An 11944-nucleotide genomic window follows, 5' to 3' on the forward strand; every position below is an offset into this window, starting at 1 on the left:
ACCGACGGCTAGTAAACACTGACGGCTCAAAGGGGAGCGCGGGTGAACATCGCCGAGCATGCGAGCACAGCCGCGGACTCGCCTGCGTTGATCACCGAAGGCGGCCCGATAACGTTCGGCGAGCTGCACTCCAGGAGCCGGCGCGTCGCCGCCGTGCTGCACGACGCCGGCTTGCGGCGCGGCGACGGCGTGGCGCTGGTGCTTCCGAACCGACCCGAATTCTTCGAAATCACCTGGGGCTGCCAGCTTTCCGGGCTCTACTACACCGCGGTCAACACCCACTTCACCCCCGAGGAGGTCGCCTACGTCATCGACGACTCCGACGCGAAGGCGGTGTTTGTCGACGCGTCGATGGACGACCTCGCCGCGCACGTGCTGAAGGCCAATGCACGCGTCGGTGTCCGCGTGGCCGTCGGGGGGGCGCTGCCGGGCTGGCAGTCGTACGACGACGCCCTGGCCGCGGCGGGCGCCGCACCGCCGGCCTCGGACGGATCGGAAATGCTGTATTCGTCGGGCACCACGGGCCGGCCCAAGGCCGTGCGGCGGTCGCTGCCGGCCGACGGCAACGGGTCGTGGGCCCAGTCGGTGCTGGAGATGGCGCTGATCCACAAGTACGGGATGGACCGGTCCAGCGTGTACCTCTCCCCCGCACCGCTGTATCACGCGGCGGGGGTGAACTACACCATGGCGGTGCACCGCGTCGGTGCCGCCTCGATCCTGATGCGCAAGTTCGACGCCGAGGCCGTGCTGCGCTTGATCGAGACCCACCGCGTCAGCCACGCCCAGTTCGTGCCCACGATGTTCGTGCGAATGCTCAAGCTGCCCGAGGCGGTCCGGCGGAAATACGACGTGTCCAGCCTCCGGTGCGTGATCCACGCGGCCGCCCCGTGCCCGGTGGACGTCAAGCACCGGATGATGGAGTGGTTCGGTCCCATCATTCACGAATATTACGGGGGCACCGAGGGATTCGCGGGCACCACGATCGGACCCGAGGAGTGGCTCGCCCACCCCGGTTCGGTGGGCAAGCCGTTCAGCCCCGTTCACGTGCTCGGCGACGACGGGGTGGAACTTCCGGTGGGCGAGTCCGGCGAGTTGTTCTTCGAAGGCGGGCCCGATTTCGAGTACTTCAAGGACCCGGCCAAGACCGCGTCGGTCGCCAACGACCGGGGCTGGCGGTCGCTGGGCGACATGGGCTACGTCGACGCCGACGGATACCTCTATCTCACCGACCGGTCGACGTTCATGATCGTCTCGGGTGGGGTGAACATTTACCCGCAGGAGGCGGAGAACCTGTTGGTCATGCACCCCAAGCTCGTCGACGCGGCCGTGTTCGGCGTCCCCAACGACGAGTTCGGCGAGGAGGTGAAGGCCGTCGTGCAACCGGTCGACGGCGTGGCGCCCGGTCCCGACCTGGAAGCCGAGCTCATCGCGTACTGCCGGGCTCACCTGGCCGGCTATAAGTGCCCGCGCACAGTCGAATTCGATCCCGAGTTGCCCCGCGACCCTAACGGCAAGCTCTACAAGCGTCGCATCCGCGAACGTTACTGGCAGGGACGCCCGTCACGGATCCTGTGATCGCCGGTGGGTAGTCACGCGCTAAGGGGACCCGGCCCCGCCGGCTCCTCCGGTGCCGCCGCTCCCGCCGCTACCCCCGCCGGAGAGGACGGGGGCGTTGCCCGCGTCGCCCGGGGTGCCACCGCCGCCGCCCGCGCCGGGATTGTCGCTGGAGCCGGCGGCGATGGGGGCACCGGAGGCACCGGCACGGGCGGCAACGTCGGCGGCACCGGAGGCACCGGTGGCGGCGGCNGCACGTCGATGGTGGTGTTGGTCTTCTGGATCGCGGGCACCAGCGCCTCATAGGGCAGGCCGGCCAAAAACCCGTCGACGACGCGCTCGAAGTTGGAGATCAGCCCCTCGATCTGGTCCGACAGCCGCATGAACTCAAACCCCTTGGAGTGCAGCCCTTTCTGCTGCCGCGGCAGGTTGGAGAAATCCTGAGCGGGGATGGGCGGCCAGCGCGGGTCGTCGGGCGCCATCGGCTCCGGCGGCTGCGGCTTTCCCGCGGAGATGTCCGAGGGAAACCGGGTGAGGGACCATATCTCGAACAATGTTTCCTCGGGCCCCATCCGCGCCATTTCCGATCAGCGGACGTCCCAACAAAAGGTCCGTGGGCGCATTGATCACACCCAGCGCTTGTTGCTCGACGGTTTGCAGCGGCGACGCATTTGCCGCCTCCGCCAGCGCGTAGGAGCCGGCCGCCCCGGCCAACGCCGCCACAAACCGGTCATGAAACGCCGTCGCTTGTGCGCTGAGCGCCTGGTACTCCTGCCCATAGCTGCCAAACAACGCCGCGATCGCCGCCGATACCTCGTCGGAGCCCGCGGCCAGTAGTTGCGTCGTCGGCGCCCGCGCCGCGGAGGTGGCCGCGCTCACCGCCGATCCGAGCCCGGCCAAGTCCGCCGACGCCGCGGCGAGCACCTCCGGCGCTGCGATCACATACGATGACACCTTCTGCTCCCGTCGCTCGGGAGGCACCGACCTCACGACAACGCCAAAACACTCGCGCGCGTAGTTAGGTGCTCGGCCGGTTTTCGCTTTGGCGGGACTGTGAGAATTCGGGTAGCGGGCGGTCTGGCCGCTCTCGGCCCGTCGCGACTCGACACGGCCTGGGCATCGAAACCTGTTGTCGCCGCCAGCCTTTGGGAAACGCCGCGGACGGCCCGCGCGCACGCCCGTGCACTCGATCGCACGCCGGCGTCGGTGCTCACACCGCCGCGTCGAACCTGTCCGGTAAACCGCCCGCGACCTGGGGCTGACGAAAAGAATATAGTTCTGGGATTGGGCGGTTTATCGCGACTTCACCGAACGCGCAGGCTGAAAGGTGAGCAGGTTGACCAGCAAATTGAGTGATGCGAAATGGACGCCCCTTCCGGTGCCGTGGGCGGTCCAGACGCCCGATCGCATCCCCAAGCAGCGGTATTACGACGCGGAGTTCTACGCCCTCGAGAACGAGATGTTCTGGCCACGGGTGTGGCAGATGGCCTGTCGCCTCGAGGAGATCCCCAAGGCCGGCGACTTCGTGGAGTACGAGATCCTCGACGAGTCGATCATCGTGGTTCGAGTCGACAGTCAGACGGTGCGGGCCTACCACAACGCCTGCCGCCATCGCGGGGTAAAGCTGGTGGAGGGCAACGGGAATCGGCGTACGTTTGTCTGCCCGTTCCACGGCTGGTGCTGGGGCATCGACGGACGGAACACCTTTGTGCTGAGACCCGAGGCGTTCGCCGGGGACAACCTGTGCCCGGACGATCTGCAGCTCGTGGCGGTCCGGTGCGAGCTGTGGGGCGGGTGCGCGTGGATCAACCTCGACGACGACGCGCCCGCGTTGCGGGACTGCCTCGAGCCGTTCGCGTCGATCTACGACGCGTGGAACGTCGAAGCGCTGCGCACCGAGTGGTGGCAGTCGTGCCGGCTTCCGGTGAACTGGAAGCTGGCCACGGCGGCGTTCATGGAGGGCTATCACGTCCCCCAAACCCATCCCCAGCTGCTGCCGAGCGCGCAGACCGCTAACCCGTCGGAAGCGGTGCATCCCGTGGTCGCGAGCAGCCTGTACTTCATGCGCACGCTCGGAGAAGGCATGGGCGGCATGACCCATGAGAACGACATCCGCATCGCCGAGGGCCTGCAGACCATCGCGCTGCCGACCGACCCGGCCGAGGCGATGGCGGCCTGGCGCAGCGCCCTCAACGACGCGGTGGTCGGCTGGCATAGGGCCCGCGGCAGCACGATCCCCGACCTCAACGACCTGGTGCGCCGCGGGATCACCGACGCGATCGGATTCTGCTTCCCGCACCACTTCATCCTGCCCACTTACAGCAGCGCGTCGTCGTACCGGATTCGCCCACTGGGGCCCGAGGAAACATTGTTCGAGATATGGTCCCTCACCCGGTTTCCCTCGGACATCTCCGCGGGAAAGCCGCAGCCGCCGGAGCCGATGGCGCCCGACGACCCGCGCTGGCCGCCCATCCCCGCTCAGGATTTCTCCAACCTGCCGCGGCAGCAGAAAGGGCTGCACTCCAAGGGGTTTGAGTTCATGCGGCTGTCGGACCAGATCGAGGGGCTGATCTCCAACTTCGAGCGCGTCGTCGACGGGTTTTTGGCCGGCCTGCCCTATGAGGCGCTGGTGCCCGCGATCCAGAAGACCAACACCACCATCGACGTGCCGGTCGCCGACCTGGGATTCGGGGAGGGGCCCCGATGACGACTCAGTGGGACCGCTCGGTCGACCTGCTCATCGCGGGCAGCGGCGGCGGCGGCATGGTGGCCGGGCTGGCCGCACTCGACTGCGGGCTGGAACCGTTGATCATCGAGAAGCAGGCGCTGGTAGGCGGATCGACGGGGCTGTCGGGCGGCATCGTCTGGCTACCCAACAACCCCCTGATGCGCGCCGAGGGCGTCGCGGACTCGCACGAGGACGGCTTGGCCTACCTGGCCGACGTGGTCGGCGACATCGGTGCGGCGTCGTCGCCCGCGCGCCGCGAGATGTTCCTGACCGCCGGCTACGAAATGGTCAATTTCCTTGTTCGCAAGGGCATCCGGTTGATCCGCTGCGCCGGATGGAGCGATTACTACCCGAATCACAAGGGCGGCAACGAGGCCGGGCGCGCGATCGAGGGCATTCCCTTCGACGCCGCGGAGCTGGGCGCCTGGAGCGGCAAAGTGCAGCCTCCGCTGGCCAAGAACTACGGATTCGTGGTGCTGACGAACGAACTGCGCTCGGTTCAGTACTACAACCGTTCGCCGCGCGCGTTCGCCGTTGCGACCCGCGTGTTCCTGCGCACCGCGGCGGCGCGGGCGCGCCGCCGCCAGATCCTCACCAACGGAGCGTCGCTCATCGGTCAAATGCTCAAGGCGCTCATCGATCTCAGCGACGGACAGCCGCCGCTGTGGACCGACGCGGCGATGGACGATCTCATCGTGGAGGACGGCCGCGTCGTCGGCGCTCGCGTCCGCAGGGGCGAGGAATCTCTGAACGTGGAGGCCCGGCGCGGCGTGCTGCTGGCGGCGGGCGGGTTCGGCCACAACAAGGAGATGCGCCGCCAGTACAGCGGCGATCAACCCAATGAGGCGCAGTGGTCGATCGCCAACGCCGGGGACACCGGCGAGGTGCTGCAGGCGGCGATGCGGCTGGGGGCCAAAACCGACCTGCTTGACGAAGCCTGGTGGTTGCCTTCCGTTTTCATCGCCAACGGCGGTGCGGTGGCGGCCTCGCTCGGCTCCGGCCGGCAGCGCCCCGGCGCCATTTACGTCGACTCGACCGGCCGGCGATTCTGCAACGAGTCGAACTCCTACGTCGAGGTCGGCAAGGCGATGTACGCCAACAAGGCGGTGCCGTGCTGGATGATCTTCGACGAGGGTTATCTGCACCGATACGTCACCAGCAGCAACCCGCTCAAGCGAAACCAGCACCTGCCACCGGAGCTCATCGAGAGCGGCGCGGTCAAGCGCGGCGACACCATCGCCCACCTCGCCCACCAGATCGACCTTCCCGCAGACGAATTGGCGCGGACGATCCAGCGGTTCAACCGATTCGCCGCCAAGGGCCTGGACCCCGACTTCGGGCGCGGGCAGTCGGCTTACAACGACTGCCTCGGCGATCCCGGCTACCGGCCGAACGCCGCCGTCGGCCCGCTCGACCGCGCACCGTACTACGCCACGCGGGTGCTGCCCGCGGACGTCGGGACGTGTGGCGGGGTGGTCACCAACGAGCACGCGCAGGTCCTCGACGAGCAGGACCTGGTGATCGAGGGACTCTACGCGACCGGAAACACCACGGCGACGGTGATGGGCCGCACGTATCCGGGCGCCGGCGCGAGCATCGCCAGCTCGATGGTGTTCGGCTATGTCGCCGCCCGGCACGCCGCCGGACGCAGGATCGCCGGCGAAAAAACCCGTTGAGGCCGGCCTCTTCTCGGCGAGCGTGACGCTGCGGTCACGCTCGGCTTCGAATGTGACCGCAGCGTCACGCTGGCGGCGGATCTGATTGGTCGACGAAATCGCGTGGCTTCATGCCGGATTGGATGAGTTCGGCCCGTCGCGCCTGCACATCGGTGGCGGCGCCCACCATGTTGGTCAGGATGTGGCTGACCTGGAGGTGGACCCGCATGCCCATCAATTCCCAGGCCCGCTTCACGTTGTTCTTCACCGCCATCAGCGTGGTCAAGGGGATTTGGGAGATCTTGCGGGCCATCTCCTCCACGGTGTCTTCCAGGTCGTCACGCGGCACGACCTTGTTGAGCAGACCCCAGTCGAGCGCCTGTTGCGCGGACAGGGTGGGCGCCAGCAACAACCAGTCCATGGTGCGGTGCCAGTTCATCAACAACCACGGTTCGATCATGGTGTGCCCGCCGGGTTCCCCGAGGCTTTGGGCAAGCGGCATTTGGAAATACGCGTCGTCGGACGCCACGCAGAAATCGGTCAGCAGACCGAGGTAGATCCCGCCGCCCATGCAGTAGCCATGGATCTGCGAGATAGTCGGCTTGGGAAATTCCCACAGATACAGGGTGGGCCACAAAAACAGGTCCGCGGTCCCCTTGTACAGCTCCTCGAAGGTATTTCCGAAGTCGGGGTAAGGGTTTTCGTCTGGGCCCCAGCGCGCCACGTGTCCGCCGCAGAAGCCGTTGCCGTTGGCCTTGAGGATCACGACCTTGATCTCGTTGTCGCGGTCGGCCTCGTGCAGGCAGTTGTCGACTTCGGTGACCAACACCGCGTCCTTGGTGTTGGCCTTGTCGACCCGGTTGAGGATGATCCGCGCAATCGGCGGTTCGCGTTCATAGATGATCGCTTCGAGCACGCGCCGCTCCATCGTCGTGACATTACCCGGTTTCCAATCCGCGCCAACCCCGCTCGACCGGTCATCGGGCGCGCCGCGCCAGCAGCCACGCGTGGCCGTCGCCCTCGCCGCCGGCGATCCGTTCGAGCGGGGCGAACGCGGCCGGCAGCTCGCCGGGCGCTGCGCGGAACGGCCCCGGCGTCGCCCCCACTTCGCTCAGCGCCGCGATCGCGAGCAGCCCGCCCGGCGCCAGCCGGTCGATGATCGCGCCGTCGAGGCGGCGGTCCCGGAATTTGTGGCAGAGAATGACGTCCACGGGCGGGCCGGGCGGCAGACCGTCGTCGAGGTCGTACACCTCGAAATGGCAGCGCTCGGCGACGCCGGCGAGCCGGGCCACCTCGCGGGCCTGGTCGATGGCGACCGCGGAGACGTCGAACCCCCGGACGTCCAGGCCGCGCCGGGCCAGCCACACCGCGCCGGCCCCCTGACCGCAGGCCAGGTCGAGGGCGCGCCCCGCCGCCGGAAACTCCTTCGCATGGCGCGCCAGGAGGTCGGGCGGGTCGACCGCGCTCACCGGCGGCGCTCCCCGGGCGGTGTATCGCTCGTCCCAGCGGCGCCGGTCGCCCTCGGCCATAGGCGCCACCCTAGAGCGCTCGCAAGCGCGGCGTAGCCGGGCGCTGCGGGACGCGACCGTCCGAGCAGGCCGCGCGGGCCGTTTCTACACTGGACCGGTGTCTAGGGAAGCGGTTTCTCCGGCCGCCACCACACCGCGCCGCTCGGACCGGCGGCCGGCGCAGACGATTCGCAAGGTCCTCGACGCCGGGCTGGAAGAGCTGCACAAATCGTCGTACGCGAACCTGACCATGCGGGCGGTCGCGACCCGTGCCGGGGTCTCCCCGGCCAGCGCATACACCTACTTTCCGTCGAAGAGCGCGCTGGTGGCGGCGGTCTACCTCCGCTTTCTGCGCGACCTCCCCCTGCACACCGACGCCAACGACACCACCGCGGCCCGGGTCGGCGCGACGCTGCGCGACATGGCGCTGATGGTTGCCGACGAGCCCGAACTGATGACGGCCTGCGGGGCCGCCCTGATGGCCGACGATCCCGCGGTCAAGCCGCTGCGCGAGGAGATCGGCGCCGAGGTGTCGAGGCGGATCGGTGCCGCGCTGGGCCCGGGTTGGCCGCGCGCGGTGAAATCTGCGCTGCAGATGACGTTCGCGGGGGCGCTCCTGACGGCACGGTTCGTCAGCTACCAGGAGATCGCGGGGCAGCTGGACGAGGCCGTCGAGCTGATCCTTGGCGCCTCCCGCACGTAAAGGGTTGCGGTGGAACGGGATCCAGCGAGCCGGGCGTTCCGCGCGTGCGACCCACGATAGAGGTTATGATCCAGCGATGGGGATGACCGCCCGCTAAGCATGCGCAGTCACGGCTGGGCAGGGAACACGCCCGCCTCCGACGAGGAGGCGATCGAGCGCATCCTGGATGCCGCGGAGAAGATCATCGACGAACGCGGCCCGGCGACGCGGATCGCCGACGTGGCGCGCGCCCTCGGCGTGACCCGGCAGACCGTTTACCGGTACTTCCCCGGAACCCAGGCGTTGCTGGTAGCAACCGCGATGCGATCGGCCGACGGCTTCCTGGACCGTCTGGCGGCCCATCTCGACGGCGTGACCGACCCGGTGGTGGCGATGACCGGGGGAATGGCATTCGCCATCGAACAACTGGCGTCGGACAAGCAGGTCGAATTCGTGTTGAATCGGCGCCATCGCGGCGGCCAGGCCGCCTCCATCATCTCCGATACCGCTTTGGCGTTCGGGCGCTCGATGTTGCATCGCTACGACATCGATTGGGAGCACTACGGTTTCGACGAGGCGGCCCTGGACGAACTGAACGAATTCTGCCTGCGGGTGCTGCACTCCTTCCTCGCCGACCCCGGTCGTCCGGCCCGCGGTGGCGACGATCTCCGGCGCTATCTCATCCGCTGGATCGGGCCCGCGATCGCCTATCCGCAAATGGTGCGGGCGATGGACGCGCTGCGGGGCCCGGATGCGGTGCCGGTCCGGGGACGCCCCTCCAAGGCGTCCTGACGCCCCCGGCCGACCGCCCCCGGCCGGGTGGTTGATCCGTTCGGCGAGTTCGGCGATCCTCAACGAACCGACGTTGACGACGGCAGAGGAGCGGACGTGGTGGGTCTGGGACAAGTCGCGCTCAACAGCGCACCGGTGTTTGGTGGTGTGATGCTGGCCGTTGCGGCCGGCCAATTCAGGGGCCCGAACTATCGCGAGCTGATCAAACAGGACATGGATTTGCTGGATCGCCTCCCGCCGGAGGCCAGCGCGCGGCGCGCCGACCTGCAACGCACCATCGATGACCGCATCGATGACCTCGTCGATGTCGCCGACAGGAACCGCGCGCTGCGCAAGGCCGCGCTGTCGTACCGGGGTAACTGGCGCGACGTGGTGCTGTTGCTGTGCGTGGTGTTGTTCACCATCATCTGGTGGGAAGTCGATCACAGCCGCGGCAACTGGCTGCCGATGTTCATCCTGCTGATCGTGCTGTCGGTGGTGACCGCGGCGTACGCATTTCGGGGAGCGCTGCGCGCGGCCACCTCCCTCCTGCGCGGGCGGGACACCGCGGAGTAGCGCCGCCGTTACTGGCCCTGAACTGCGCTTTTGCCGGTCGCGGGGGCACCGGGCGCCTCCGGGCCGGGACGCTCGCCGAGCATCCGCTCCCGCGTTATGCCAAAATTTTGACGTGAAGTACCCTCCCCTCCTCAAACTGATTTGTGCTGCGCTGGCGCCGATTTGGGTGTCGGCGATCGCGCCCGTTCCCGCGGCATCGGCGGACCCGTGCCCGGACGTCGAGGTGGTCTTCGCCCGGGGCACCAGCGAGCCCCCCGGCGTCGGCGGCATCGGCCAGAATTTCGTCGACACGCTGCGCTCGCGGGTTGGCGGCAAATCGCTGGGCGTGTATCCGGTCAACTACCCCGCCACCACGGACTTCCCCACCGCCATTGACGGCATCAACGACGCCGGCCACCACGTCGAGTCCATGGCGGCGAGCTGTCCCAGAACCAAAATGGTGCTGGGCGGATATTCCCAGGGCGCGGCCGTGATGGGTTTCGTCACCGCGAACAAGGTGCCGGACGGAGCGAATCTGGCGCAACCACCCCAGCCGATGCCCCCCGACGTCGCCAACCACGTCGCCGCGGTCGCGCTGTTCGGCAAGCCGTCGGGCCAGTTCATGAGCATCATCAACGAGCCGCCGGTCACGGTCGGCCCGCTGTATGCGCCCAAAACCATCGACCTGTGCGTCCCCAACGATCCGGTCTGTTCGGGATCGGGATTCCCGGCCGCGCACCGGCAATACGTCGACGCCGGGATGGTGGATCAGGCGGCCGATTTCGCCGCGAGCCGCCTCTAGGCGCGCCCGAACGGGCCGACGGTGACCGAGGAGGTCCAGTGGCGATGAACGGGCCGCTCGAGGATGTCGGGAGCGTCGCGTTCGACGTCGCGGACAGGCTGGCCATCATCAACTTGTTGGGCGCCTACGCCTACACCTACGACGAGAATCGGCTCGACGACTTTCGTGCGTTGTTCACCGAGTCACCCGAGCTCGTCCTGTGGCATGAGGGACGCCCGCTCTCGGCGGACATCGATACGGTCATGAGCCTGCTCGCGGTCCGGAAGACGGGGTTCAAGGCCGAAAACAATCAGCGACGCCACGCGCTGAATTCGTTTTGGTTCTCCAGCCAGGGCGACACCAAGGCGACGGGGCACTGCTACGTCCAGGTTTTTGCCGTCAAAGACGGCGGCCCGCCCGTCCCCGATCTGACCGGACGCTACGAGTTCACGGCGACCAAACAAGACGGCGCCTGGCGGTTCAGCCGGTGGGTGGTGGCGATCGATCAGACTCAACACGGCAACGGCGAGTGAGAGTCGGTCAGAAACGGGGCGTGCTCTCGAGAACTTCAAGGGCCGCATCGATGTTCGGAACGATCGTCGGGCCGTAACCGCTCACCAATTGTCCGAGCGCGCGGGCGACGTGCGGACCGACGGCGCCGGCGGCCAGCACCTCCTCGGCCAGCACGATGCCGTTCACCACGTGAGCGGCGCTGAGCCGGCCGTCAGCGGTGAGTTCGTAGCGCCAGTCGCCGATTTGGATCCGCTCGGGCTGGGAGCGGAAAAAGCCCCGCCGCGCCGGCACCAGGACCACTCCGGGAACACCGCAGAACACCTTGACCACCAACGCGACTCCCCCGGGCCCGGCCAGGGCCGACCCGATGGCGTGACTGACCCGCTCGTGATCGAACGCCGCCATCAATCACTCATCGACAGGACGAACGACGGCGTCAGGGTTTGCGCCTCGCCGCTACGACGCACGGCCGTACCCGCCACGTAAAACTCCACCGTGTGGTGGCCCCACGCATAGTTGGAGATGGCGAAGTGCACACCGACGACGCCGTTTGCGCCGTCCCGCTCGGCCTCGCCCTGCATGCGCGACATCGCCAGCTCCCGGGCTTGGTAGCTGCCCTGCGTCCACTGCGGCATCTCCGTGTTGCGGCCGGCCTGCTTCATCATCGCCAAAAACCCTTGCACGGCAACGTGGAACACGCAGTTACCCATCACGAAGGCAACCGGGGTGTAGCCGGACCGCAGCAGGGTCGTCAGGTCTTGGCCGGACAGGTGGCTGGTGAACGCCTGCCCGCTGGGACGCCGGTATGCCCCGGGCTTGGCCGTGTACCGGACGGCGGTGCCGACCGCGATGAACTCGAGGTGCTCGCCCTCCCCCTGATGACGCCATTCGAGGCGAACCCCGACCACCCCGTCGGCGCCGAGTGAATCGGCCTCGGCCTGCATCCGTGACATCGCGTTCCACCGCGCGCGGTAGGTCGCCTCGGTGAGCACGGGCAACTCGGATTGCTGTCTGATGCCGGTGAACTGATAACCCACGTGATAGACCGAGACGCCCATGACGAGTTCGATCGGTTCGAACCCGGCACCGTGCAGCAGGGCGAATTCGTTGATCGACAGGTCGGAGGTGAAGACCTTGCCTGCGTGCGACAGGCGTTCGCTGGCGACTGGGTCGAGCGGATTCGGTTGCATTGGCAAG

General features: G+C 67.8%; 12 protein-coding genes and 2 pseudogenes. 8 read left to right on the forward strand and 6 right to left on the reverse strand.

The genetic code is table 11. The annotated features are described in order from the left end of the window. The first annotated feature begins 42 nt into the window (after positions 1-42). Positions 43-1575, forward strand: coding sequence for an acyl-CoA synthetase (locus MTAB308_RS02280; RefSeq protein ID WP_077097515.1), 1533 nt, complete (start codon positions 43-45; stop codon positions 1573-1575). Positions 1576-1808: 233 nt separating this feature from the next. On the opposite strand, the pseudogene MTAB308_RS02285 reads toward MTAB308_RS02280, so the two are convergent. After that, a pseudogene (locus tag MTAB308_RS02285) lies at positions 1809-2126 on the reverse strand (aromatic ring-hydroxylating oxygenase subunit alpha); the annotation flags it as partial. Next, positions 2113-2508 (reverse strand): annotated as a pseudogene (locus MTAB308_RS30540) (PE family protein); the annotation flags it as partial. The pseudogenes MTAB308_RS02285 and MTAB308_RS30540, both read right to left, overlap by 14 nt. A 394-nt stretch (positions 2509-2902) precedes the next feature. On the opposite strand from MTAB308_RS30540, the gene MTAB308_RS02295 reads away from it, so the two are divergent. Together MTAB308_RS02295 and MTAB308_RS02300 are read left to right on the forward strand one after the other, a co-directional pair. After that, on the forward strand, positions 2903-4261 hold the full coding sequence (locus MTAB308_RS02295; protein WP_077098116.1) for an aromatic ring-hydroxylating oxygenase subunit alpha: 1359 nt from the start codon (positions 2903-2905) through the stop codon (positions 4259-4261). Continuing rightward, a complete protein-coding gene (locus MTAB308_RS02300; protein ID WP_077097519.1) occupies positions 4258-5958 on the forward strand; it encodes an FAD-binding protein in 1701 nt (566 codons plus the stop codon). Before MTAB308_RS02295 ends, MTAB308_RS02300 begins: the two co-directional genes overlap by 4 nt. A 64-nt stretch (positions 5959-6022) precedes the next feature. Here MTAB308_RS02300 and MTAB308_RS02305 read toward each other — a convergent pair whose 3' ends face one another. After that, complete coding sequence (locus MTAB308_RS02305) at positions 6023-6865, reverse strand: enoyl-CoA hydratase-related protein (RefSeq protein ID WP_077097521.1); 843 nt, start codon at positions 6863-6865, stop codon at positions 6023-6025. A 49-nt stretch (positions 6866-6914) separates the two neighbouring features. Then, a complete protein-coding gene (locus MTAB308_RS02310) occupies positions 6915-7466 on the reverse strand; it encodes an SAM-dependent methyltransferase (protein WP_077097523.1) in 552 nt (183 codons plus the stop codon). A 97-nt stretch (positions 7467-7563) separates the two neighbouring features. Between MTAB308_RS02310 and MTAB308_RS02315 the strand changes: the two genes are divergently transcribed. From MTAB308_RS02315 to MTAB308_RS02335, 5 genes are all read left to right on the forward strand, one after another. Beyond that, positions 7564-8148, forward strand: coding sequence for a TetR/AcrR family transcriptional regulator (locus MTAB308_RS02315; protein ID WP_077097525.1), 585 nt, complete (start codon positions 7564-7566; stop codon positions 8146-8148). A 99-nt stretch (positions 8149-8247) separates the two neighbouring features. Beyond that, positions 8248-8919, forward strand: a complete 672-nt coding sequence (locus MTAB308_RS02320; protein ID WP_077097527.1) for a TetR/AcrR family transcriptional regulator — start codon at positions 8248-8250, stop codon at positions 8917-8919. Between the two features lie 150 nt (positions 8920-9069). Further along, positions 9070-9474, forward strand: coding sequence for a hypothetical protein (locus MTAB308_RS02325; protein ID WP_173842111.1), 405 nt, complete (start codon positions 9070-9072; stop codon positions 9472-9474). Positions 9475-9610: 136 nt separating this feature from the next. Continuing rightward, on the forward strand, positions 9611-10255 hold the full coding sequence (locus MTAB308_RS02330) for a cutinase family protein (RefSeq protein ID WP_077098120.1): 645 nt from the start codon (positions 9611-9613) through the stop codon (positions 10253-10255). 44 nt (positions 10256-10299) lie between these two features. Beyond that, the gene (locus MTAB308_RS02335; protein WP_077097529.1) at positions 10300-10767 is read left to right on the forward strand and encodes a nuclear transport factor 2 family protein; all 468 of its coding nucleotides are present in this window, start codon (positions 10300-10302) and stop codon (positions 10765-10767) included. A 7-nt stretch (positions 10768-10774) separates the two neighbouring features. On the opposite strand, the gene MTAB308_RS02340 is transcribed toward MTAB308_RS02335, so the two are convergent. Beyond that, entirely contained in the window at positions 10775-11152 is a 378-nt protein-coding gene (locus MTAB308_RS02340; protein ID WP_077097531.1) for a DUF5073 family protein, read from the reverse strand. Then, positions 11152-11937: a heavy metal-binding domain-containing protein gene (locus MTAB308_RS02345; RefSeq protein ID WP_077097533.1), complete on the reverse strand. Its 786-nt coding sequence runs from the start codon at positions 11935-11937 to the stop codon at positions 11152-11154. The genes MTAB308_RS02340 and MTAB308_RS02345 overlap by 1 nt, the downstream gene beginning before the upstream one ends. Positions 11938-11944: the final 7 nt, after the last annotated feature.

Origin of the sequence: Mycobacterium terramassiliense, assembly GCF_900157385.1 — a bacterium.
GTDB classification, from domain to species: Bacteria; Actinomycetota; Actinomycetes; order Mycobacteriales; family Mycobacteriaceae; genus Mycobacterium; species Mycobacterium terramassiliense.